Here is a 24,649-nt window from a genome sequence, read left to right as displayed (position 1 = left end):
TAATACAATGACGCCAGACGATCGTGTTTATGCTTATTCCGCTGTTTTGATGGGTTCGCCCATTCTTCTCAAGCTGTTTGAACATAACGAGAGTCTGGCGTCTGGCGTTTTCAGGCTGATCAAACATCAGGAAAACACCTTCACGGTGAACCGTCCGCACTCCGATATCATGGCGATTAACCATGCCGCAGGACGTGACCCTGTCACTGTCAGCCCACCCGTGTTTGAGTTAATCCGTCGCGCTAAAGCCATCAGTTGTCTGCCCGACAGCAGTTTCAATTTCACTATCGGCCCGCTGGTTAAACGCTGGAAAATCGGCTTTAGCGGTCATAGCATCCCGGCGGCTCAGGATCTCCAGACGCTGCTGGCGCTGACAAATCCCGAAGATGTGATCCTTGATGAACAAACCCGCTCGGTGTTTCTGCAACAGGCAGGAATGGAGATTGACCTCGGCGCGATTGCCAAAGGTTATATCGCCGATGTGGTGCGTGATTATCTGCGTGAACAGCAGGTTGAGAACGCGTTAATCAATCTGGGCGGGAACGTACAGACGTTAGGTGCCGGTGCAGAAGGGGCGTGGGCAATTGGCCTGAAAAAACCGTTTTCTTCGCCGGATGCGCTGATTGGGGTGATTAACGTCATCGGTAAATCGGTTGTGACTTCCGGTATTTACGAGCGGTATTTCGAGCTGGATGGCCACTGTTATCACCATATTCTTGATCCGAAAACCGGCTATCCGCTGGATAACGAATTGCTCAGCGTAACCATTATTTCAGAAGATTCGATAGACGGGGATATCTGGACAACGTTGCTGTACGGAATGGGCGTGGAGAAAAGTCTGGCGTATCTGAAGCAGATCCCGCACATCGAGGCGATTTTTGTCACCCGCGACGGGCAGATTATTTTGTCATCTCAGCGGCAGTTTACCTTCACGCCGCTGGATGACAGCTACCGGATCACGACTTACTGACAATACTGTTTTAACAGCGAATAGTGATCGGCCTGCAAACGGTAGCGGTAAACCGGGCGACCGGTGACACCGTAGTGAATGCTGGTAAACAGAATGTTCATCTGCGCCAGCCAGATCAGGTATTTACGGCACGATACCCGCGAAATATTCACCGAACTGGCCAGTTCATCCGTGGAGAATTCCATGGTCGGATGGGCATCAATCCACTGACACAACGTGCGCAATGTCTGCGGCGTTAAGCCTTTCGGCAGCTTTTTGGTGTCCGCAGCGGCAGGATTACTGCCGTGGATCAGCCGGTCAACGTCAGACTGCTCGTAATACTGCTGATTATCCATCAGCGTTTTTTTCTGCTGCCAGCCGGTCAGCGCTTCCTCAAAACGGGAAAACTGGAACGGTTTGATCAGATAATCCACCACGCCATAATTGAGCGACTTCTTGATGGTTTCCGCATCAGCAGCTGAGGAAATCACAATCACGTCGATTGGCCGGCGGGCGTTGCGCAGTTCAGGCAGTAATTCCAGCCCGTTGTCCTGCTGCATATACACGTCGAGCAGAATCAGGTCGATAGAAAGCTCTGAATTCAGAACCAGATCTTTCGCCTGTTGCAGCGTCGATGCCGTACCGCAGCACGTAAAACCTTCTATCTGGCCAACATAACAGCGGTTCAGCTCTGCTACCATGGCGTCGTCGTCAACTATCAGCACATTGATCAAGAACTTGTCCTCTCCGCATCCCAGGGAAGTTGTACAAAAAATTGGGTGTAAACGTCAGGCTCTGATTCGACATTAATCGAACCGCCCAGTCTTTCGACCTGCTGTTTAGCCAGGAACAGGCCCATACCGCGTTGATCGCCTTTTGACGACACCCCTTTTTCAAAAATGGTTTCAATATTTTCCGGCTGAATGCCCGGACCATCGTCACTCACGATGCACGCCAGCTGTCCGTTCTGATAGTGCAGTAAGACGCTGACTTCACCATCAGGCTGCTCGCCGAGCGCATCCAGCGCGTTTTCAATCAGATTGCCGAGCACGGTGATCAGCGCAGCCACCTGATCTTCATTATTGTTGTCCGGCAACAGGCTGTCATCGCTGAGCGTCAGCAAATGCCGGGTATCAGACGCGCGGTTAATTTTGCTCAGCAGGAAACCGGCAATCACCGGAGATTTAATTTTCAACAGCAGGGAACCGATTTCCGCCTGATAATTATTGGCCGTTTTGAGGATGTAATCCTCAAGTTGCGCGTAACTTTTCATATGCAGCAATCCGAGGATCACGTGCAGCTTGTTCATAAATTCATGCGATCTTTCACGCAACGAATCGGCATAGTTTACCATGCCGCTCAGACGCTGCATTAACTGGCTGACCTCGGTTTTATCCCTGAAGGTACAGATAGCGCCAATAATGACGCCATTATTGCGTACCGGCACCGTGTTGCTGAGCAGTAAACGGCCTTTGAAATTGATCTCTTCGTCACGGCGCGGCACACCGGTATTCACCACGTCCCGCAGATTGGCGATCAGCGGCAGAGTGCTTTCATCCGGTGTCACGTCTTTAGCGGTTTCCTGAAATATTTGCCGGGCAGTCTGGTTAATCAGCGTGACATGCGCCAGATCGTCTACGGCGATTACGCCTTCTTTGATCGACTGCAACATCGCCTGACGCTGTTCGAACAGCGTCGAAATTTCATAAGGTTCCAGCCCGAACAGGATGCGTTTGAGCATTCGCACCAGACAATACGTGCCAAGTGCGCCGACAATGATGCCGAACAGCACCGTCCACAAAATACTCCAGCGGCTCTTATTGATTTGCTCGGTGACTTTGACCAGCGAAATCCCGATGGCGACCACGCCGATTTGTTTGTGATTGTTGTCGTAGACCGGCGTGAAAACCCGCAGCGCTTCATCGAGCGTGCCTTTATTGATCGAGACGTTCTCTTTGCCGAGCAGTGCCGGATTGATGTCATCGCCGATAAAATGATGACTGATCACATCCGCATTCGGATGCGAATAACGGATGCCGTCCATATTGGTGACCACGATAAACAACAGATCGTTACGTTTTTGGACGGAGCTGGCGATCGGCTGAATGATATTGCTGTCAGGCGGCAGAAGCAGGGCGCGTTTGGTTTCCGGCAGATCCGCCATGGTGCGGGCCACGGCCAGCGCTTTATCTTTCACACCGTCGCGGGTGGTATCGCTGACCTGCACAAAATACAGCATATGCACAACCAGTAACACGGAAGCAATCACCGCGCTGACCATCAGAATGACCGATGTGCTGAGTTTCATGGGGTGCTTGCGCACGGGATGGCGTTGCTGCGAGTCGCTCATGGGATGGGAGCCCCGGAAAAAGAGCCAAATGCTCATTGATGATTTTGACAGTTCGCGTTGTTCGTCCGGCGGTCTGGCGTTGAACACTGCGTGAACCATCCCTGTTCACGCATAATGATATGACTATTTGTCTGATATTTCCGCTATTTAATACTTTCAAAAGTGGGATTCACGGGGAATCTTCATCAGAACCAGATCTCAGTTTGCACCCCGAAGTTCCAGTTTCCGCCTGCGGTGAAGCCTGCACTGCCAAAATCATCGTTCACCGCATAACGATCCAATTCTTTATCCCAGTTCATGTAGGTGACAAAGAAACGAATTTCAGGGCGCGCTTTGATATCGAACACGTCGCCGACCTTGAATGTCGGAGCAAAGGTCAGTTTGTAGAAATCTCCTTTTACAGCCTGATACGCATCAATATCTCCGTCATTGTTGTAGGTTCTGCCGTTAGGATTGAGATCCATATATTGCCACGAGGCTTCGTAAAGCAGCGCGAAGTTCTGCGTGATGGCCTGGGAGGCACGAAGGTTGAATGTTGCCCAGTCATAACGGTCGCCATTGCGGTAACGATCCTCACTGTGTTGTGCAATTACTGACGGCGCGATTTCCCAGTTTTTCGACACCGGCAGAATACCGTAAGACGCGAACCTGACTGACATGGCATCACGGGTCAGATCTCCATCGCTGCCCGGTTGCCGTGCTTCTGCACCAAGACCGTGACCGAACTGTAATGCACTTTCTGAGCTGCCCGGCAATACACCATAGAACCGCTCTTTATCATGATAAGCCAGCATCGCGTAATACCCATGTTGCGCGGTGTTGTCACTGCGCAGCGCGTAACTGCCGGTGGTGGAGGTGTTGTCTTTCAGCTCATCGTTACCCTGCGCCGCCATGCCGGTCAGCATCAGTTGCCAGTTATCATAGAAACTGTTAGCGGTAAGCATGACGTTTTGCACATCGTTGTCGTTATAGCGGTCACTGCCAAGATCGCCAAAATTGCGGGCATAAAGGGAGAAATCGTTTTTGAAGTGCGGTGTCCATTGCACGTCATTAATCCCGCCACCGGTGCCGCCGAGGAACATGATGTCGCTGTCGGTGAAGTGGATATCAAAATTATCCCGGTCGAACCTTTTGCCTGCCCAGAGAGTGGCGTTTTTAACCGGCCCGCCAAAACTGGGTAAATCCGCCATTTCGACATAAAGCTGACGCACATTCAGATGATGGCTGTCGTTATCCTGAACCCACGGATCGGGATTGTTTGCCCCGTCGGCCAACATGGTTTTAAACCGTGCTTTCGAGCCATCATCAAACTGAAGATGTTTGATAAAACTTAATTCTACGTAATTATCTTTTTCATTACCCAGACGCCCGACATGGGCATCGCCACCAATAGAGCTGGCCGGAGACACGCCCGGTCCACCGCGGGCACCCCGTCCGTTACTGTTGATTAACATGCCAGACCGCGCGTAACCGGAGAATTCAAATCCATTGTCTGCGGGGTTGGTCTTTGCGGACACCAGAGCGGTATCGTCAATTTTTTTGCCCGTTTCCGCAGTTTGTGCCTCAACGGCTGACGTGCGGTTTTCCAGTTGTTGCACCCGGTTTTCCGCCATCCTGGCACGGGCATCGGCATCACGGGTTTGCTGTTCAGCCTTTGTGGCGCGTAACTTCGCCTGTCTGGCATCATTTTCAGCCTGATTTAATCGTTGCTCCAGCAAAGCCAGACGCTGTTCTACCGTTAACGTATTTCCGGCTGCGAAACTGATTGCCGGCGATGCCATGCCGATAAAAAGACATGACATTCCTGCGTAAATTGTCGTTAAACGCATAGCGAACCTTTATTGTTATTTGAGGTTATTGTTGAAAGGGCTGTTTATTTTTATTTTAAAGGTTATTAACTGTTTGTGGTGCTACCTTTCGTCCGGAATTATTGTCGTTTTCAGTTTTTCTTTTATCCAGTTCGGATTTAATTTTCTCATAATTATCATCGAGCCGGTAATAACACCCTATCCAGAACATTGAGCAGAGAATAAGGGTAGCAGGGATATACAGATAACAGGCTTTGATGGCCAAAAGTGCCTGCGGGTTTTGCGCATGGTTAGCTACATACCCGCCCGCAGAGAGCAGGATGCCGCTGATTGCGCCTGCGCCAGCCATAGCCACCTTACCGAGGAATCCATTAATGGAGGTCAATATGCCTGCGGTGTTAATACCGGTTTTCCATTCGCCATAATCGACAGGATCAGCCTGCATTGAAAAATAGATCGCCGTGCGTTGCCCCGCACCAATTGATAATATTGTTGCCCCTGCAAGTAAGCCTGTAATGGCGCTGCCGGAAAATATCATAACTATCATGCCGGCTAAGTTAATCGCGCAGGATAATAAATAAACGTGCCGCTTTTTCATTCTCGCTGCCATAAAGGGCACGGTTAATGTGCCTAATAACGGAACAAAGGTTGAAATACCTGCAGCAATAGCAGTGATATTTGGATCACCGACATAATAATTAAAGAAATAGACCAGCGCGCCAGTCTGGAAAAAGAAAGCGCCCCACATCAGGAAAATATTAACGGCAAAAACAAACCACGGACGGTTATGTCGCAGACTGGTCCACGCCCGGCTAAGGGTCATTCTTTCGTTATGCACGTTGATGCTTTCTTTGACGTTGGCAAAGCTCAGTAGCAGGAAAAAGATGGCAATCCCGCCGAAGATCATCGCGGTATACAGGAAGCCGGACTGCTGATTGCCGTTGCCGAGCGAATGAACCAGCGGCAGGGTGGCGACGGCCACAATGGTTGAGCCAAGCGATCCCATGACAATACGCACCGCTGAAAGTGTGGTGCGTTCTCTCGAATCATTGGTGATAAAAGGCAGCATGGCGCAGAAGGGGATATTCACCAGCGTGTAAAGGAATGAGAGGCACAGATAGGTCAGGAATGCATACCAGAGTTTGCCTGTCAGACCGAAATCCGGGACATAAAATGCCATCACGCATAACAACCCAAAGGGCACTGCGCCAATCAGCAGATAAGGACGGCAGCGTCCCCAGCGGGTATAAGTGTTGTCGATCACCAGTCCCATCAGGACATCGGCGACACCATCCACCAGCCGCGTGACTAAAAACATCAGTCCGGCGTAGTAGGCGGGCAATCCCATAATGTCGGTATAGAAGAACATCAGATAGAGCGAGATCATTTGCCAGACGAGGTTACAGGACAAATCTGCGATCCCATATCCCAGGCGTTGCCGCCACAGGGAAAATGTTGTGTTTTGCATGGTTTATTCTCTTCAGGGTGGAGGTTATTGTTATTTTTTAAAACGTTATAACCCGTATTTGCGAATGAAATAAGCGGGGGTACAGCTCCATGCATGACAGTAGCTGTTAATCAGTTTGCTGCCATACGGAGAAAAGTCAGGGCGTTTCGGGTCATATAATTCCCAGAACGTATCCGCACCGGCCTGAACCATGCCGCCCCAATATTTTTTTATTTCCTGCACTGCGCGGCTTGTCTGCCCTACGCTTATCAGTGCATCAATGAAATGGTGCATCATGTAGGGGGTATTCATGCCGGTCTCCGGTGGTGTGGTCAGCAGATTCGCCATGATGCGGGCACGAAATTCCTCTTCCCCCACACCAGCCAGCACCAGCCAGACCTGAGAGGCACAGGAGATTTGCGCCTGAGTGCCGCTGACAAAAAAGCCTTTTTCTTCGTCCCACAGTTCATTTCTGGCCGCCGCATCCAGACGTCCGATTTGCTGATCCAACCAGGCGACACGGGGGTGATCACATCGCTGCGCCAGTTCCCGCCCTTTTTTAAGGCAGTAAATCAGCACGCCCTGTGCAGGCGCTTGTTTATTCAGTGATTCATGCCAGTCGATAAATGCCCACCAGTCTTCGCTGTCGTGCAGAATGCCATTTTTGCCGACACGTTCAAGAGCGAGTTCCATCTGCCGTACTGCGGTTGGCCAGAGGTCATTCTGGGTCGTCAGGTCGTCCGTTGCCTCTATGTAGTCGGCGAGCGTTGCGACAAAAAAGAGGGCGTAATCAAGTAAAAAAGTATCGTCTGCGATGATCTCGGGTTTCATAAACAAGTTCGATGAAACCATGCCATCTTCACGGGTCACTCCTGCGAACAAATACAGGCAGCGCCTGACCAGATCGTTCTGGCCGTAGGTCTGGTAATTGACCAGCGCCTGCAACCGTAAATCACCCAGCCATAACCTGCGGTCACGTTTTGGGCCGTCTTCAAACACCTCCTGCATACAATTACGTAAGGTAAGTACGCTGACCTGATCGATCTGACCCAGCAGGGCATCCGGATGGTTCAGATTTTCAAGTGCGGAGGGTTCTGCTGACGTCACCGTCATGAGATGAATGTCGCTAAGGCGCAGCGAAAATTTAGCAGAGGTCGATATCACTTTAATTTTGACGTAGCGGCAGCAATAGCGGCGGGGCAAACGGACATGCGCGGGCAACACATCCAGATAGAGATCTTCCTGTTGCAACCAGCTACTGCTAAGCCAGCCATCATAGTCACTGAAGGGTTCGGCGATTTCCGCAGGTGTTTCACCAAAAATGAATTGCAGATGGGCCGGGGCGTCAGGCGGGCTTCCGGCGGCCTCACAGCGCAGGCTGAAGTAACCGACGCAATGCGTTCCGAAATCGACAACGATTTCTTCCCCCGGACCGAATTCCCGGTTTGCCAGTCCGGCCGGCGTACCGCAGGAATCGGTGCGCCAGCCGTGGATCTGCGAGGCATCGGGGACAGCATTTACCAGACTTAACGCCGGACAGCGATGCTGTTGCAACGCAGGTACGAGGCTGGCTGCGGTAGAAAGAAAGTGGGTGTTGCGCTGAAAAATCACTTCGCTGTTTTTTTGAATTCCCTGGGACATGCCTGATTCCTGATCGATATTGTGGTGGCAATCAGTGTGCACCCGGCGGGAGCGGCCAGCTATTCTGAGATTGCCAGCCAGAGGGCAGGGATGGCAGCCAGAGTGGGGTAGTTAAGGTAATGATCACAAATTCCGAAAACAGATTCGCCGCCCTGAAGGCAATAATTTATGTTGGCTGCCTGCCCGGATATGTTAACGAAAAGAGATAACGTGCCCTATGGAGAAGCTCAGAGTTGAAGCCTATTTTCCGTCTGCTGATGAGAAACTTTCGGTCTATTCCAGTGACCCGGAAGATAATAACAGTGAGCATTGTCATGATTTCAACGAACTGGTGATCGTGGATAGCGGGCACGGCCTGCACGTGATCAATGGCAAACCTATTTTTATTCAGGAAGGGGACGTTTTTTTTGTCAGGGACAATGACTACCATTTCTATGATGAGCTGGGCACGCTGAAACTGATTAATGTGCTTATCAACCCGCAAACTCAGTTCAATTATCTGACCAATACGGAAAGTTTATTGTCCCGCTTTTCAGCCAGCGAAGGCAGCCATTACGGCTGGCTGTTGCCTGACGTCAAAAATCATTGTCGCGGTCTTGTCGGTCAAATGTTTGCCCATAACCGGGAACAGGATCCTCAGGCGTTACAACAGGAGGGCCTTTTTTTTCAACTGATCATGAATCTGGTGAATCAGCAGGAAACCGGGGATCGCAATCATACCCAATACAAACTGCACCGTATGCTTGGTTATCTGCAGGAACACTGTTTCACCGAGATTAACTGGACAGATGTGGCGGATGAATTTTTGCTGACCCAACGAACGCTGTTCCGGCGCATTAAGGAAACCACGGGCATGACGCCGGAAAATTACCTGAAAAGATTACGGTTGGTTTCTGCAAGGGTGAAAATTAAAAATACCGAAACGTCCATTACAGATATCGCTTTTATGTGCGGGTTCTCCAACAGTAATCATTTCACCACATCCTATAAGCAGGTCTTTGGCCTGACGCCTTCGCAGGAAAGAAAAAAGGCCTGAATCTCTTCAGGCCCTTATCTTTGCAATTCGCAGAGTCGTTTACTTGCGGATCACTGGAAGTAAATATCACCGTTTTCGGCTTTGAGGATTTTGCCGTCGGTATCGGTGATCAGCGCGTAGCTGCCGCCGATATAAGTCCAGTGGCTGCCTGCATCCGGGGCAGGTAAGTGACGTTCCTGCCAGCCGACGATTTCGTAAGGCTTGGTGCGGTACAGCGCCGGAACCTGGTCACCGATCGCATACAGTTTGGAATCATCGTAGAACGATTTGATTTCATGCGAGTTTGATGCGGCAAACGCCGTATTGGCCAGAGGTAACATTGAAGAAACAACCAGAGCAGATAACATAACAATTTTAAAATGACGCATAGATTATCCCGTTTAAAACCATCAACTTAATGCGTGCCTCGGTGATATGCTGCCAGTCCGTTGTATGAGTCATAAAGCCAAAGCCTGTGCTTTTTCTGTAGGACAGGATAATAACGAGAAAGTGTCCGGATGACGGGACGTTTTTTTGTGTCGAAATGCAAATGATTTCAGAACTGTCCGTTAGTGCAAACGCCCGTCGAAATTTCTTCTAGCCTTATAGTTCACTCATTTTTCAAATAAGGAATGTTGATGAGCAATCAAAAAACGATTCCCGACTCACTCAATGCGCCACATGTGGACGCTTTCCCGACACCGCCGTTCGAACGCCAGAAACAACCGTTTCCCGGACTCGCCAGCAAAATGAAGCCGGTTCCCGATCACGGCGAGAAAACCTATAAAGGCAGCGGGCGGCTGAAAGGGCGTAAAGCGCTGATCACCGGCGGTGATTCCGGCATAGGCCGCGCAGTGGCGATTGCGTTCGCCAGAGAAGGCGCCCAAGTGGCGATCAATTATCTGCCTGACGAAGAACCTGATGCGAAAGAAGTAGTTGAATTGCTTGCAGGTGAAGGGCTGAAAGTGGTGACGCTTCCCGGCGATATCCGTGATGAAAAATTCTGTCAGCAACTGGTGAACGACGCTGCAGAAAAACTCGGCGGCCTGGATTTGCTGGTCAATAATGCCGGTCGCCAGCAGTTCTGCGATTCTATTAAAGATCTGACGACCGAAGCGTTTGATGCCACCTTTAAAACCAACGTATATGCCATGTTCTGGATAACCAAAGCAGCGCTGGAATTTATCCCTCGCGGCGGTTCGATTATCAATACCTCCTCGGTTCAGGCATTTTTACCAAGCGATAATCTGCTCGATTATTCTCAGACCAAGGCGTCTATCGTAGCGTTCACTAAAGGTCTGGCTAAACAACTGGCACCGGAAGGCATCCGCGTGAATTCAGTTGCGCCGGGCCCGTACTGGACGGCGTTGCAGGTTTGCGGCGGTCAGCCTCAGGAAAAGGTCGAATCGTTCGGTGAACAGGCTCCGCTGAAGCGTCCGGGACAACCGGCGGAAATCGCGGGTATGTATGTGACGCTGGCTTCGCAGGAAAGCAGCTATGCCTCGGGGCAGGTCTGGTGCTCTGACGGCGGCACCGGTACGTTGTAGTTTTCATTCGCTGCGATGACAGAAAAAGTCACCGGCGTCTGCCGGTGACGTCGTGGTTTGAAGGGAGCAATCTGCGGATTATTCCTATTTTTCATCACGCAAGCAAAGTCGCCTCGCGGACAATGTAAAGGAAGCTATGATTGATTCATCTGTACCACGCTACAGATAACCACTGCATTTAATCCTTGTGTCTGTCTGTGATTGCCCGCCGTCGTGCGGGCTTTTTTTTTGTGGGATTTCTGACCAGTTAACGAAAAAAAGCCACTTTCCGTTTGAAAACCCTGAGTTTTACTATGGACAATGAGAATTATCTAATTATGCTATATTTAACTTAAATATTTATTCTTATTGCCGGACCCGTCACATGCCAGATATCAGGATTGTCTGCGAACAATGCGGCTCAGACCGCTTCGTCGCCAGCGCAAATACACCTTTCGCTGAACAGGTGAATGCTATTATCTGCGCAGTCTGTTCGCATCCGGTCAGGGTGGATGAAGTTGTCATTTTCAGAGAAGGGACCTATATCAGCGGGATCTACGACAACTTCCCCGCTGGCATACCACGAATGAATGATTTCGATATCTGACGTTATAATCCCCGTGCGACCCATTCCTCCGGCGTCAGCGTTTTGACATCAAACTGGTCACGTGTGCGGGTGTAAGTGTGACCGCCCATTCTTCCGATGGCATCCATTATCTGCTGGTCGATGTGCAGATTCGACGGGTCAACCGCATCGCTGCGGACATACACACCAAGCACTTCACCGAGAATAATTTCACGCGCCGGTCCCACCTGAAGTGTGGTGTGACGACGGCATTCCAGCGCCGCCGGTGCCGCGAGAATACGGGGACTTCTGACCATCAGCCCCGGCGTGGTATCCAGCCCCGCTTCTTTAAGCTCATCCACCTCCGGTCCGAATTTAATGGCACAGATTTCCATCTGACTGACCAGCGCATCATCGATGATATGAACCGTAAATTCGCCGGTTTCACGGATATTGCGCGCGGTATCTTTAAAACGCATATCGGCATAATTTTCTACGCCTATCGCCACAATCGCAGGGTCATGCGTCAGGACATTGAAAAAGCTGAAGGGCCCGGCATTCGGCACGCCGTCCTGACTGACGGTCGTGACCAGCGCGACAGGACGTGGGATCACCGTGCCGATCAGGATTTTGTACCGCTCACGTTCCGTCAGCCGTGCAAAATCAAAATGAGTGTGCGAAGAAGGTCGGGTCATATCAGTTTCCTGCTGTAACGCGATGGGTTTCAAGTGGCGTGTGGCGGCTCAGATTTTCAAAACCGTCTTTAGTGACAACGTAACAATCACCGATATTACAACCTGCGGACAGCGGCTCAAGCCACTGAGTATGCAGGACAAACACCATACCTTCTTCCAGTGTGTCGTAATTATGCGACGAAATATTAAAGCTGTTCTGCGCACCGGCCATGCCGACGGAATGCCCGAGATTGGGATTGTGCGGGCCATGTGTCGCCGGATAAACATGCATCAGCTTGCGCCCCTGCGCTTCCCAGTCGATATCCTGCACATACTGATGCGGTATCAGCCGCGCGTCGCCGTCCGGCATCGGTGCCCAGTTATACGGCATCGTTCGCGCCTCCGGTGAGGTCAGCATGCCGCGCTCAATCATCGGAACGAAGGCGGCATTGTTGATATCACGCATTAATGCACCCGGACGGATCAGCTTTTCTGCCCGTTTCACACCTTCGGTACAGGCGGCGAGTACGTCTTCCTGATGCGGTGTGATGTCGCCGACCGCAATCATTCTGGCCGTTTGCGCGGTATAACCCCGGCATGTCACGTTGGAAATGTACAGATTAATCAGATCGCCCGGACGGACCACATGCCCGTAGGGTTTGCCGCAATGCGTGCCAAATTCGTTGATACCAATCTGATAACCATCGCCGGTTTCGCCTCCGGCTGCCAGCTGAGCAAAAGAAAACGCCGCGTAAATTTCATGATCTGTCACCCCCGGTCTGGCGACATGGTAGGCGGCCTGTGTCCCAAGGCTGATCATCTGCGCTGCGCCACGGAATAACGCAATCTCACGCGGAGAACGGACTTTTTGCAGACGATCCAGAATGGCGTTATCGGCCACGTATTTGCATTTTGGCGTCAGCGATCCGAGTGCCGCCCAGAAGGTCAGGGATGTACGGTCACCGATTATGCCAATCTGCGCGGCGGTCAGTGCGAAACGGGCAAGTACCTGCGCACATTTTTCCGCTGTTTTAATCACGGAATCACCCGGACGGTCGGCGTATTCGCGCCCGATGGGCCCGATTTGCCATATTTCATCCACCAGCACCGGTTCGCCACCCGGCGGCAGCAGCACGGATTGCGTGAAGAAAGAGAGCAATACCAGCGGCTGATGCGAATCCGTGGGAATGATCAGCACACCTTCGCGCATCCAGTCGCAGATATAACGCAGATACGCATTCGACGCATGGAACCAGCCGACGCTGCCAGCGTGAACCACGATAGCGTCGTGTCCGGCTTCGACCGCCTGACGGCGGATTTTACGCAGACGTTCTTCGAACTCTTCCACCGGCAGAGGAAGCGGGGCGGTGAAATCGAAATCTGGCTGGAAATCCGCCAGCAACTGTCCGATGCGGGAGCCGTTGGCCATCGTCGCATGAGTGTTCATAGGGTCTTCCTTACGTCAAAAAAAGAGTCAGTGAGTTATGAGTTTTCAGGTATGGGACGCGGGGCGAGAACCCGCCGGGCAACCAGCAGACCGAGCAACGTCACCGCAATCAGGATCCCGGAAATAGCCGCCACGCGGACATCCAGCGATTCTTCAATCAGCGCGAACATGCGCAGAGGCAGTACCGTGGTTTTGGCGTCTGCAAGGAACAGTGAAACCGACACGTTGTCGAGCGACTGGATAAACACCAGGAACGCGCCGGCCAGGATCCCCGGCAGCAACAGCGGTAACGTGACGCGGCGCAGCGTCATAAACCAGCTGGCACCCATGGTGGTAGAGGCTTCTGCCAGCGAAGGGTTGATCCCCTGCGCAACTACCGACGCCGCGCGGTACATCAGCGGGCCAAATACCACTACATGCCCGATCACCGTGAGCCACAGCGACGGCTGAAAGCCGATGAAGTTAGCCACAATCAGCGCCGCCAGTCCGTAAACCAGACTCGGCAATACCAGTGGCGCGAGCAGCAGCGGCTCGATAGTGCTGACGCTGCGGCGCTTCATACGGGTCATGCCGATAGTGGCGGGAACCGCGAACAGCAAGGCACCAAGCACGGCCAGACCGGCGATTTTCAGCGAGTTCCACGCTGCGGTCTGCTCTGTGGCAGAACGCACCGGATCCAGCAACGCTTCGTACCAGCGCAATGAAAAGCCCTGCGGCGGGTATTTCAGCGTCTGACCGGAGGTAAACGACATCATCAGGGCGATGACAATCGGTGCCACCAGATAAATGACGCACAGCGTGCCGAAGCCATACACGAACAGTTTGTAGAGCAGCGCCGGAAGCGGATTTTCTCGTTTTTTAAGCATGACCGACCAGTCTCCTGTGGCGTGAAATCATGGTGAGCGCCACCAGCAGGCAGCCCGTGGAGAGCAACAGAACCACGGCGATGGCCGAGGCCAGCGGCCAGTCGAACAGCGTACCGACTTCACGGTAAATCAGCTGCGGGACGTATACATTTCGCGCGCCGCCGATCACCGCCTGAGTGACGAAAGAGCTGCTGGTGCTGGCAAAAACCAGGATCCATCCCGCCAGCAGACCTGGCAACATCAGCGGCAGCAGCACGGTCACCAGAATGCGCCACGGCCCGGCGCCTGAAACCTGCGCCGCTTCGGTAAGCTGATACGGCGTGCGGGAGAGAATGGCAATCAGCGGTAAAATGATCAGCGGCAGATCAATCTGACACATCGCCATCACCAGCCCGAGTTCGGTAAACATCAGGCTGACCGGCATCCCGGTAATGCCCATCGCCATCAGCGCCTCGCTGATCGGCCCCTGACGCCCGAGGATCACAATCCAGGCAAACGTGCGCACCACGTTGCTGGTCAGCATCGGAATGAGGGTCAGGAATATCAGGATCTGCCGCAGATTGCGTCCGCCATGCCAGTAAAGCAGGGCAATCGGAATGCCCAGCAGAGTGGTGCCGATAACCGTTTCGATACCGAGCCGCGCAGTGTTGACCAGTACGCGGAAATTAAACGCATCCCCGAAGAAACGGGCGTAATGATCCAGCGTCATTCCGCCGTTGCCGGTAAAGCTGAAACCGACCAGCACGGCGAGTGGCGTCGCAAAAAATGCCACGGAAAGCAATAACATCGGTACGACGTAAGGGAAGCCGCTCTGCTTCATCATTCCACCTCAGCCTGCAACCAGTGTGTCGAACTGGCGGATCCAGTCATCACGGTTTTTGTTAATTTCTGCCCAGCCCGGATAGACCAGGGTTTTAAGCTGTTCGCGGGTGACATAGGCGGAAATTGCCGGGGTCAGTGCCACGTTTTTGTTGGTCGGGAACATCTCGGTCGGCGGCTGTTCCAGTTGCTGCTGTGCAGACTGGGAAATGGCGGCATCCATATAGGCGTAGGCGGCGTCGAGATTTTTGCTGCCTTTGGTCAGATGAATATTGACCGGCGCGGCCGGAGAGCCAGTTTCCGGATGCACGAATTCTGCATTCAGCCCGAGGCTTTTCAGGCGCGCCACGTTGCTGGTGCTGCACATGAACACCGCGATTTCGCCCTGCTGGAACAGCGTCATCTGATGGTTGGTGCTGTCCACCACGCCTTTGAGTTGCTCAGGATGTTCCTTGAAAAGCTTAAACACGGCGGCCATATCCGCAGGCCCTTTGCCGTAAATTTTGGCGATTTCGGTATACGCCATCACGGCGGTATTCGAGGCAAAACCGGTCCACGACACCAGCCCTTTGTAAGCCGGATTTTCAAACAAATCGCGATACCCTTTTGGTCGCGGCACCAGATCCGGGTTATAGGCGATACCGTTCACTTCCACGGTCACGGTCGGGCCGTATTCGCCCTGGAATGACGGGTCGAGCAGGCTCCAGTTTTTCAGTCTGGACGGGTCAATTTTCTGGATAAGATCGTTCTCAACCGCAATCGTCATTTGCCCCGGCGACATCAGCAAGGTGTCATAAGGCGGATTCCCTGGGCTGGCCATGATTTTAGCCAGCTGATCCTGCGCCATGGCAGGTGCGATGGTCAGGTCAAAGCCTTGTTTTTTCAGCACCGGTGTAAGAACGTTGCGATAGGCATCTTCCCAGTTGCCGGGGAAGGTGGCCGCAACCGCACTGCCGCCGGTAGCTGCACTCGCAGCGCGTAACGGAAAAGGCAGCATTGTGGAGGCCGCAACGCCTGCCATGAGATAACCGAACCGGCGACGACTGATTTCAAAGTCTTTCATAAAGCTCACCTCTGTTTATTCACTGATGAATTCCGGTTCAGCCGGAAAGGCATGACACCTTGCGGTATCGATTTCTGCGAAAAGTTGTGACCCTGGTTCAGGGATGAACGTCGAAGGACCTCTGACTTCGGATGCGCGCAGGCTGGTTCCGTCTTCCAGAATCAGGTCGTGAACCAGCGACGGTCCGAGCGGCACCGAGACGGTCATCCGTGCGGGTTGGGTGTTTTCGCCCGGCAGTGCGGATAAACGCACTTCTTCCGGACGGAAGGTGATGGTGACCCGAGAACCCAGAGTGAAATTCAGACGGCGTGGCAGGCGAAGCTGCCGGTTATCTGCCAGGCCGATCACGGTGGTGTCGAGTTCAAAACGCAGCACCGTACCGTGCAGCAAATTGGCCTGCCCGATGAAAGTGTTCACGAACAGCGTCTTCGGACGGTCATACACGGTCATCGGCGTATCAATTTGTTCGACGTTGCCTTTGTTCATCAGCACCAGACGGTTTGCCAGACTTTGCGCTTCTTCCTGATCGTGAGTGACGATCAACGTGGTGATGCCGAGTGTTTTTTGCAGATGCAACAGCTCAACCTGAAGATCGAAACGCAATGCACGATCCAGCGCGCCAAAAGGCTCATCGAGCAGCAGAAGTGAAGGACGACCGGCGATAGCACGGGCGACGGCGACACGCTGTTGCTGTCCGCCGGATAGTTCGCGCGGCAGCCGGTTGCCGAAATCATTCAGCCTGACCAGTGACAGCATTTCTTCCACACGCTGCTTACGGGCTGCACGGGAAATCCGCTGACAGGCCAGCGGATAGGCGATGTTCTCGGCAACAGTCAGGTGCGGGAATAACGCATAGTTCTGGAACACCATGCCGATCCCACGGCCTCTGGCTGACACATCGGCCAGATCCTGATCACCGAGCACGATCTTCCCGTTCTTCGGCTGGATCAGACCGGCGATAGCACGCAGTACGGTGGATTTGCCACAGCCGCTCGGCCCCAGCAACGCCACAATCTCGCCTGCTTCTATTGAAAATGACACATCACTGATGGCGTTCTTTCCACCGTAACTGTGAGTCAGGCCGTGAACGTTCAGGCGTTTGCTTTCAGTGGTGTTTTGCATGTCTGGCATATGGCTTCCCGGATCTGAGTCGTGTGCTTGAAAAAGAAATAGCAAACGGCGTGCCAGAATCGAATATGCCCGGCAGGTTAAAATTCAACCCGTTGAAAAACAGACGTTAAATAGCAATTTAGACTTGCGCATACAGATGTTTATGAAAATAAAGCATGATATTCGTATGTTTAAACACCCTGCTGTTACGCCATGATGGTGCATTGTATTAACCATTTTGGTGCGAATGTTGTTATTTTTATACGCAATAACTTTCGAAAATGTTTTCGAATATAGCGCTTTATTTATAACGGACTGATAACTAGATTTATTTATGGTGTTCTCAGCGTATTTCTCTGTCATGGCATGTGATTTGCACTGTTTACGATGAATCTTTAATTCCTCTTTTTGGCAGTCACAGGCTGCGGAGTCATTTATGAAATTAGGCATCGACGGACAGAAACTCCCTGAAGTTAAGAAACGCGGACCGCTGGGCAGCCTCGACCATGTCAGGGAACTGGGTCTGGAAGGGATATTTTTCAGTACCGTACTGGATATGAGCCCGACGCTGGACGCGGGAATGCTGCGGGAAATCCGGGCTAAAGCGGACGAATTAGGTCTTTATCTGGAAAGTGGTCTGGGCAAAATCAATCCTTATTGCAGCGCAGAAGCCCCGGAATTACGGGCGATTGGCGATGGCGACATTATTGCCGGTTTCACACGAATGATCGAAGCCAGCGCAGAGATAGGTTGCCGCGAGATGTGGGTGTCACCCGGTAATTTTAAAGGCGAGTATCGCGGACGTCTGGCCGTCGATCGTTTTCGAACCGATGTTACCTGGGACGAACAGTTGCAGGCTATGGGCAACGTGCTGCAAAAGCTGGCGCCGGTGGCGCGGGCGCATGGCGTACATATGAATATTGAGACGCATGACGAAATCACCTCTTTTGAAATCCTGCGCCTGATTGAAAGAGTGGGCGAAGACTGTGTCGGCGCGGTGCTGGATACTGCCAATATGTTGCAGCGCGGCGAGCATCCGGTGATGGCGGCGCAGCGGCTGGCGCCTTATATACGGCAGACGCACATTAAAGATGCCTGGGTCGGTCGTGCGCCCGGCGGTCTGGATTTCCAGCCCCGTGCCTGCGGTCAGGGTGTGGTGGATTTTGCGGCGATTTTACCGATACTCGCTAAGGCCAATCCCGACCTGAATTTGTCGCTGGAAATTAATCAGTCAACCGACGACAAACGCCGCCAGCCTAATCCGCGCCAGTGTATTCAGATTGATGATCCGGTCTGGCGTGCCGGTCATCCGGATCTGAATACGACGGAGCTTGAACTCTATTTTGCCATGCTTAATGAGGGCGAAAAGTGCGTTGCTTCAGGTGAAATCCCGGACTGGGAAGGATTTGAAAGTGCGCAGTACGGTTATCCGACCTATGAAAATCAGTCTTACGGCTTTGATGCAGCGACGCGGTTTATTCAGGATTCTGCACGCCATATCCGCGCTATCTGCGAACAGAAAGGCATAATATTAGCCTGAAACCGGGGGGATTAAGGGGTTCTGTGCAAATATTGCCACAAGCTTATTCAGCATTTGCGCAGAAACATTCTTAACGAGATACTTAAACCCGCAATGACCGGAGCGCCTTTGTCCGGCATAAGGTATGACTGAGCGTAAATCTGGAGACAACAATGAAGAAAACGCGCGCGCAAAGCGCCAGGACAGCGCCGGTCGCGGCCATTACGGCCGATAATAACGACGATGTTTCCGAGCGGATCCGTGCCACGCTGGCGGCGGCGATTGGTGAAGGAGCGTTAAAACCGGGCACCAAAATTCTCGAAGAGGCGATTGCCGAACATTTTGGTGTCAGCCGCACGGTGGTCCGTGGGGCGCTGGGCGTGCTGGAGAGCGATCATCTGCTCGAACGCAAAAGAAATCGTGGCACGTTTGTCGCAGAACCCGGTATTGAGCAGGCCAGAAACCTGTTTGAAGCACGGCGTAAAATCGAAGCCCTTCTGCTGGAGCTGGTGGTGGAAAGGGCGACGAGCGAACAGCTCGAAGCGCTGGAAAAGCTGGCAGACGAGGAAGAGCACATTCATCATCATGGCGATGAAAAATCGAAAACCGTGCTTTCCGGCAAATTCCACATCGTGCTGGCGGAAATCGCCGGGAATCCTGTGCTGACCGAAATGCTGGCGAAGATTGTCGCGCGGCTCTCGCTGGTGATGTCTTTGTATGAAGAAGAGCATAAGGACGATTGCGGTGCGGATCATCACCGAATGATTGTGGCGGCCATCAAAGAGAAAGACCTGACCAAAGCGCAGCAGCTGATGGACCACCATCTTGCCGACATCGAAGGGCGCGTGCGCTTAACCGAAGGCCACGGCGACCGGCATACGTTTCTGTCTGTTCTGGAAAATTTCTCGTGATGAAACCTTCCGCTTAGCGGCATTCATTCCGGCAGCATTCTTCAACTTTACTAATCTATTACAGGTAACCCTGTCGGCTGTCGCGCCATTTCTGGCGCTGACAGCTTTGGATTAGTCAAAGGAGAAGGACATGCAAACGCATTCGAATTCGACGCGCCGTGGCATTGCCACGGCGTTGTACGAACTGTTAAACCCCATTCCTCTTGGTTTTTTTGTCGCCGCCTGGATTTTCGACATTCTCTATATGAAAACCTTTATCACCATGTGGACCGATGCGGCGAACTGGTTGATTGTACTGGGGCTTTTCATCGCTGTTATTCCTCGTCTTATCAATCTGGTCCAGGTCTGGACAGGTCCTGAATCTATCGCTGACAGCGCGCGTAAACTGCACTTTTGGCTGAACCTGCTGGCAATCGTGCTGGCGATCTTCAATGCCTTTATTCACAGCCGTGATGCTTATGCGGTTGTGCCGGCGGGCGTCATTCTTTCGACGCTGGTGGTGGTGCTTCTGCTTCTGGCCAATGTCCAGCTGGCATTACGCCTTCCGGTTGCAGGAGGGGCGACACGATGAAAAATTATCAACGTTTATTGTCCGCCTGTGTGCTTGCCGGGATGCTCAGCAGCTGTGATAACAGCTCGCAAATTGATCCGAAAAAACAAACCGGGGCAGATCCTGAACTGCCAAAAGCGCAGAACTTCCTGATGCCGCCAATGAAAGTGCCGGAAGGTATTCCCTGGAAAAGCGGCGAAATGCCGAAAGTTGCCGACGGACTGAAAATCGAGAAAATCGCTGAAGGTTTGAAACATCCCCGTCAGGTTTATGTGCTGCCTAATAACGATGTGCTGGTAGCGGAATCGAATGGTCCGGCCAAAAAACTCATCTTCCGCCCGAAAGAGCTGATCATGGGCATGGTGCAGAAGTCGTCAGGTAAAGGCGGCGAGGGTGGCAACCGAATTACGTTGTTGCGTAATACCGGCGGCAAATGGGAGAAACATACGTTTATTGCGCAGGTAAACTCACCTTTCGGCATTCAGCTGACCGGAAATACGCTGTGGATAGCGAGTGCCGACAGCCTGATAAAATATCCCTATCAGACAGGTGAAACAGAAATTACCGCGCCTGGTGAAGTGGTGACGCAATTGCCGGGCGGTCCGATTAACCATCACTGGACGAAATCCCTGCTGGCCAGTCCGGATGGCAGCAAACTGTACGTCGGCGTCGGTTCCAACAGTAATATCACCGAGAATGGCATCGGGGCAGAAGACCGTCGTGCAGCGATACTGGAAGTGGATGCTGCAACCGGAGCCAGCCGCATTTTTGCCAGCGGATTACGCAATCCGACCGGCCTGCAATGGGAACCGCAGAGTGGAAAACTCTGGGCGGTGGTGAATGAGCGCGATGAAATTGGCTCTGATCTGGTACCGGATTACATGACGTCGGTACAGGAACACGGTTTCTATGGCTGGCCATACAGCTATTACGGCCAGCACGTTGATGAACGGGTCAAACCGCCGCGTCCGGATCTGGTCGAGAAAGCCATCAAGCCTGATTATGCCATCAGCTCACACGTCGCGCCCCTCGGACTGCTGTTCTATACCGGCGAAAACATGCCGCAATATCGTGACGGCGCGTTCGTCAGCGAGCACGGTAGCTGGAACCGTAAACCGCTGAACGGATATCAGGTGATGTGGGTGAAATTCGAAAACGGTAAGCCGGTTGGGTTGCCGCAACCTGTGGTGACGGGTTTCCTGACTGACGATCAGAAACAGGTTCGTGGTCTTCCTGTCGGGCTGGCGATGGATAAACAGGGCGGCGTACTGATCGCCGACGATGCGGGCAACGTCGTCTGGCGGGTAAGTAAGGCGCAGTAACATCCTGCTCAGGAATGCGGGCAGGAAGCCTGCATTCCTTCATCAAAACTTCCCATTCTCCCTAAACTCAAATTAATAATTTGTTACGCAATAAAAATGAACCTTCTCGCGACAATACCAATGCTAATAATTACTATTCCCGTTCTCATTGCGATCTGTTCTTGTAAAAATAAAAAATAGAAACAGCGTCGCGTCATCAAAAAATTCTACGAGAATGTGTTATGTCCTTTACTGGCAGGGGAAAAGTCGCGGAGTTTTGCGCACCGGATATAAGAAAAGTCTTTACCGTTTCATCACTGGCGCTGGCTATTGTTGTGGCGATCAATCCCGTCTGGGCGGCTGAAACCAGCAGCACGGCAAATGCCGCAACGTCTGGCGACTCGCAGGATATGGTGATCGAAGGCTCACCGACCGTCGCCGGCAGTGACGCGCAGGATTATGCGGTGAAAACGACGACCGCAGGCACCAAGATGAACCTGACCCCGCGCGATATTCCGCAGTCGGTCAGCGTGATCACCCGTCAGCGTATGCAGGATCAGAACCTGCAATCGGTCGGCGATGTGCTCGACAACACCACGGGCATCTCCACGGAAGTGATCGACAGCGAACGCGTATCCTATTTCTCCCGTGGCTTTTACATCAACAACTACACCTATGACGATATTCCTTCCTCCGTCAGCGACACCTGGAACTTTGGCGATGCAGCTGAAGACACGGCGATTTATGACCGTATCGAAGTGGTGCGTGGTGCAACCGGCCTGATGACCGGTGCAGGTAATCCGGCAGCGTCGGTGAACATGGTGCGTAAACACGCCGACAGCAAAGAATTTACCGGCGATATCAGCGCCAGTTATGGAAGCTGGAACAAGCAGCGTTATGTGCTGGATGCTTCCGGCCCGCTGAATCAGGAAGGTTCAGTGCGCGGACGGGTCGTGGCGGGCTATCAGGATCAGGACAGCTGGCTGGATCGTTATCACAAGCGTAAAAAATTCCTCTACGGCGTGATCGATGCCGATATCACTGACAACACCACGGTATCTCTGGGGTACGATTATCAGGAAACCAACACCGGCAATCCGACCTGGGGCGGCCTGCCGACCTGGTATTCGGACGGTTCGCGTACACATTACGACCGCAGCACTAATACCTCCGCTGACTGGACAAATTACGCCATTCAGTCGCGTAAAGTGTTCGCCAACGTGAAACACGATTTTGATAACGGCTGGACATGGCGGGTTAACGGCACGCATGGCGAGCAAACCTTCAATGATAAACTGCTGTATCTGATGGATTTCCCGGATCACACCACTGGCGAAGGGCTGAGCGGTTTTGGCAGTAAAGACCGTGGCACGCGCAAAGTGGATTCGGTAGATACCTATGCCACCGGGCCGTTTGAACTGTTTGGTCGTCAGCATCAGATGGTTGCCGGTCTCAGCTACAGCCGCCAGCATAACCAGACTTACAGTGCGGATGGATCCATTGACAGCGACGCCATTGGCAGCTTTGGCAACAGCTGGGATGGCAGCGTCAGCGAGCCGGAGTGGGGCGACTGGTACCTGAATGCCGACGATGTAGTTCGTCAGAAAGCGGGCTATTTCGCCACACGCTTCTCGCTGGCTGATCCGCTTTCGCTGATCGCCGGTGCGCGTTACACCGAATGGACCAGCAATGGCAGCAGCGGCAATATGCAGAAGAACAACATAACGCCATACGGCGGGCTGGTGTATGACATCAACGACACCTGGTCGGCCTACGCCAGCTATACCTCAATCTTCCAGCCGCAGACAGACCGCGATATCAACGGCCATTATCTGTCACCGACTACAGGTAAAAACTACGAAACTGGCTTGAAATCGGCATGGATGGACGGTCGTCTTAACGCCTCGCTGGCGGTGTTCCGCATTGAGCAGGATAATGTCGCGCAGGCCGATGGCAGCAATTACGTCAACGGTTCCAGCGAGCAGGCGTACGTCGCAGCAAATGGCACAGTGAGCAAAGGGGCGGAGTTTGAGCTGAGTGGCGCTGTCACCGACAATCTGCAAATGACCTTCGGTGCGACGCGTTATGTCGCGAAAGACGATACCGGCAGCCGCCTGAACAGTAACATGCCACAGACACAGCTGAAACTGTTCAGCCGTTACCAGTTGCCGATGTTGCCGGATCTGACGGTCGGCGGCGGCGTAAACTGGCAAAACCGCACCTTCCAGGATGCAACCGGGCCAGACGGTGAGACCCACCGCGTATCACAGGGCAGCACGGCGATTGTCGATCTGTTCACCCGTTATCAGGTGACTAAACAGTTGTCGGTTCAGGCCAACATCAACAACCTGTTTGACCGCACCTATTACTCATGGCTCAGTGATTACGCCGTTTACGGCGAACCGCGCAGTGTCTCGGTCAGCGCGAATTATGCGTTTTGATGTGATGCGATAAAGACTATCAGGGCAGCATCGGGATTTCCGGCGCTGCCTTTTTTATGCCTGGTTCAGGCAATGCGTCGGATTTTTGTACAGGGGATGTGAAGGATGCGAGACTTATTACAGCTCAGTCAGACGCTGAACGTTCAGGCTCTCCAGTTTACCGTTCAGAATATCGAGAAAATCATCGTGGTAAGGCATTGCCACGTGTTTTTTCAAATCTTCTTCAGACTTCCAGCGTTCAATAAAGACGAATGAAACTTTACCTTTATTTTCGAGGTTACGCACATCAGGAACAGCATGACTTTCATGCAGATCATATTGCAGGCATCCTGCTTCTTGATGAGTTGGAGAAACCATTGCCAATGCGGCATCTCTTACAGTTTCGATGAATTCGGGCAAAGGGGTTAATGTGGCAACAATTTTTACTTCGCTCATAGGGAGGCCTTTGGTTATCAGTTATTTATTCTGGATTTATACAATCCGGGTACGAATTTTTCAGGGTAGTTGTGAATTGATCATTGTGCCAGCCAATATGACAGAATCAATACTGTAAGAGTCAACATGCGACGTGGGGGATGGGGTATAAATGAAGAACTCATTGATTGATGCATTAAATTTAACATAATCATGATTATGCGCACTGAGTG

The 24,649-nt window shown here is 52.4% G+C and carries 22 protein-coding genes; 9 read left to right on the top strand and 13 right to left on the bottom strand.

Annotation, left to right across the window (positions count from 1 at the left end; translation table 11 throughout):
* Positions 1 to 7: 7 nt before the first annotated feature.
* On the top strand, positions 8 to 970 hold the full coding sequence (locus ACJY2G_RS03295; RefSeq protein WP_430319633.1) for an FAD:protein FMN transferase: 963 nt from the start codon (positions 8 to 10) through the stop codon (positions 968 to 970).
* On the opposite strand, the gene dcuR is transcribed toward ACJY2G_RS03295, so the two are convergent.
* From dcuR to ACJY2G_RS03270, 5 genes are all read right to left on the bottom strand, one after another.
* Positions 964 to 1,683, bottom strand: a complete 720-nt coding sequence (gene dcuR / locus ACJY2G_RS03290) for a two-component system response regulator DcuR (RefSeq protein WP_439291217.1) — start codon at positions 1,681 to 1,683, stop codon at positions 964 to 966. The two genes, ACJY2G_RS03295 and dcuR, sit on opposite strands and share 7 nt — an antisense overlap.
* Positions 1,680 to 3,299, bottom strand: coding sequence for a sensor histidine kinase (locus ACJY2G_RS03285; protein ID WP_430319634.1), 1,620 nt, complete (start codon positions 3,297 to 3,299; stop codon positions 1,680 to 1,682). Before ACJY2G_RS03285 ends, dcuR begins: the two co-directional genes overlap by 4 nt.
* A gap of 185 nt (positions 3,300 to 3,484) precedes the next feature.
* Entirely contained in the window at positions 3,485 to 5,128 is a 1,644-nt protein-coding gene (locus ACJY2G_RS03280; protein WP_112286622.1) for a carbohydrate porin, read from the bottom strand.
* Positions 5,129 to 5,183: 55 nt separating this feature from the next.
* Positions 5,184 to 6,575 carry an MFS transporter gene (locus ACJY2G_RS03275; RefSeq protein WP_430319635.1) on the bottom strand — a complete coding sequence of 464 codons (1,392 nt, stop codon included), beginning with the start codon at positions 6,573 to 6,575 and terminating at the stop codon, positions 5,184 to 5,186.
* Positions 6,576 to 6,620: 45 nt separating this feature from the next.
* A complete protein-coding gene (locus ACJY2G_RS03270) occupies positions 6,621 to 8,195 on the bottom strand; it encodes an alpha-L-rhamnosidase-related protein (RefSeq protein ID WP_430319636.1) in 1,575 nt (524 codons plus the stop codon).
* Between the two features lie 217 nt (positions 8,196 to 8,412).
* Between ACJY2G_RS03270 and ACJY2G_RS03265 the strand changes: the two genes are divergently transcribed.
* Positions 8,413 to 9,231: a helix-turn-helix domain-containing protein gene (locus ACJY2G_RS03265; protein ID WP_112286625.1), complete on the top strand. Its 819-nt coding sequence runs from the start codon at positions 8,413 to 8,415 to the stop codon at positions 9,229 to 9,231.
* Between the two features lie 50 nt (positions 9,232 to 9,281).
* Here ACJY2G_RS03265 and ACJY2G_RS03260 read toward each other — a convergent pair whose 3' ends face one another.
* Complete coding sequence (locus ACJY2G_RS03260) at positions 9,282 to 9,599, bottom strand: RcnB family protein (RefSeq protein ID WP_120163659.1); 318 nt, start codon at positions 9,597 to 9,599, stop codon at positions 9,282 to 9,284.
* A gap of 249 nt (positions 9,600 to 9,848) precedes the next feature.
* Here ACJY2G_RS03260 and ACJY2G_RS03255 point away from each other — a divergent pair, with 249 nt between their 5' ends.
* Complete coding sequence (locus ACJY2G_RS03255) at positions 9,849 to 10,757, top strand: SDR family oxidoreductase (protein ID WP_113877334.1); 909 nt, start codon at positions 9,849 to 9,851, stop codon at positions 10,755 to 10,757.
* A 364-nt stretch (positions 10,758 to 11,121) separates the two neighbouring features.
* On the top strand, positions 11,122 to 11,343 hold the full coding sequence (locus tag ACJY2G_RS03250; protein ID WP_112286628.1) for a hypothetical protein: 222 nt from the start codon (positions 11,122 to 11,124) through the stop codon (positions 11,341 to 11,343).
* A 2-nt stretch (positions 11,344 to 11,345) separates the two neighbouring features.
* Here the strand turns inward: ACJY2G_RS03250 and ACJY2G_RS03245 are convergent, their stop codons facing one another.
* From ACJY2G_RS03245 to ACJY2G_RS03220, 6 genes are read right to left on the bottom strand one after another with little or no spacing between them, the layout of a single operon-like run.
* Positions 11,346 to 11,996 carry a flavin reductase family protein gene (locus tag ACJY2G_RS03245; protein ID WP_430319639.1) on the bottom strand — a complete coding sequence of 217 codons (651 nt, stop codon included), beginning with the start codon at positions 11,994 to 11,996 and terminating at the stop codon, positions 11,346 to 11,348.
* 1 nt (position 11,997) lies between these two features.
* The gene (locus ACJY2G_RS03240) at positions 11,998 to 13,422 is read right to left on the bottom strand and encodes a M24 family metallopeptidase (protein WP_430319640.1); all 1,425 of its coding nucleotides are present in this window, start codon (positions 13,420 to 13,422) and stop codon (positions 11,998 to 12,000) included.
* 35 nt (positions 13,423 to 13,457) lie between these two features.
* Positions 13,458 to 14,288 carry an ABC transporter permease gene (locus tag ACJY2G_RS03235; protein WP_120163663.1) on the bottom strand — a complete coding sequence of 277 codons (831 nt, stop codon included), beginning with the start codon at positions 14,286 to 14,288 and terminating at the stop codon, positions 13,458 to 13,460.
* A complete protein-coding gene (locus ACJY2G_RS03230) occupies positions 14,281 to 15,111 on the bottom strand; it encodes an ABC transporter permease (RefSeq protein WP_181955523.1) in 831 nt (276 codons plus the stop codon). Before ACJY2G_RS03230 ends, ACJY2G_RS03235 begins: the two co-directional genes overlap by 8 nt.
* 6 nt (positions 15,112 to 15,117) lie before the next feature.
* A complete protein-coding gene (locus ACJY2G_RS03225; protein ID WP_439291210.1) occupies positions 15,118 to 16,170 on the bottom strand; it encodes an extracellular solute-binding protein in 1,053 nt (350 codons plus the stop codon).
* A gap of 15 nt (positions 16,171 to 16,185) precedes the next feature.
* Entirely contained in the window at positions 16,186 to 17,301 is a 1,116-nt protein-coding gene (locus ACJY2G_RS03220; protein ID WP_112286633.1) for an ABC transporter ATP-binding protein, read from the bottom strand.
* 415 nt (positions 17,302 to 17,716) lie between these two features.
* On the opposite strand from ACJY2G_RS03220, the gene ACJY2G_RS03215 reads away from it, so the two are divergent.
* The 5 genes from ACJY2G_RS03215 to fhuE all read left to right on the top strand — a co-directional run bounded on the left by ACJY2G_RS03215 (position 17,717) and on the right by fhuE (position 24,002).
* Positions 17,717 to 18,820 (top strand): sugar phosphate isomerase/epimerase family protein, encoded by a 1,104-nt coding sequence (locus tag ACJY2G_RS03215; RefSeq protein WP_439291207.1) that lies wholly within the window; start codon positions 17,717 to 17,719, stop codon positions 18,818 to 18,820.
* 152 nt (positions 18,821 to 18,972) lie between these two features.
* A complete protein-coding gene (locus tag ACJY2G_RS03210) occupies positions 18,973 to 19,710 on the top strand; it encodes a GntR family transcriptional regulator (protein WP_430319642.1) in 738 nt (245 codons plus the stop codon).
* Between the two features lie 130 nt (positions 19,711 to 19,840).
* Positions 19,841 to 20,281 carry a DUF2231 domain-containing protein gene (locus ACJY2G_RS03205; protein WP_120163667.1) on the top strand — a complete coding sequence of 147 codons (441 nt, stop codon included), beginning with the start codon at positions 19,841 to 19,843 and terminating at the stop codon, positions 20,279 to 20,281.
* The gene (locus ACJY2G_RS03200) at positions 20,278 to 21,582 is read left to right on the top strand and encodes a PQQ-dependent sugar dehydrogenase (protein ID WP_430319643.1); all 1,305 of its coding nucleotides are present in this window, start codon (positions 20,278 to 20,280) and stop codon (positions 21,580 to 21,582) included. The genes ACJY2G_RS03205 and ACJY2G_RS03200 overlap by 4 nt, the downstream gene beginning before the upstream one ends.
* A gap of 221 nt (positions 21,583 to 21,803) precedes the next feature.
* A complete protein-coding gene (gene fhuE / locus ACJY2G_RS03195; RefSeq protein WP_430319644.1) occupies positions 21,804 to 24,002 on the top strand; it encodes a ferric-rhodotorulic acid/ferric-coprogen receptor FhuE in 2,199 nt (732 codons plus the stop codon).
* Positions 24,003 to 24,119: 117 nt separating this feature from the next.
* On the opposite strand, the gene ACJY2G_RS03190 is transcribed toward fhuE, so the two are convergent.
* Positions 24,120 to 24,437 carry a putative quinol monooxygenase gene (locus ACJY2G_RS03190; RefSeq protein WP_129640021.1) on the bottom strand — a complete coding sequence of 106 codons (318 nt, stop codon included), beginning with the start codon at positions 24,435 to 24,437 and terminating at the stop codon, positions 24,120 to 24,122.
* Between the last annotated feature and the right edge of the window lie 212 nt (positions 24,438 to 24,649).

This window comes from Rahnella sp. ATs2, assembly GCF_051851855.1.
GTDB classification, from domain to species: Bacteria; Pseudomonadota; Gammaproteobacteria; order Enterobacterales; family Enterobacteriaceae; genus Rahnella; species Rahnella variigena.
The sequence above is the reverse complement of the archived record's forward strand: the minus strand, read 5'-3'. Positions and strand labels throughout refer to the sequence as shown.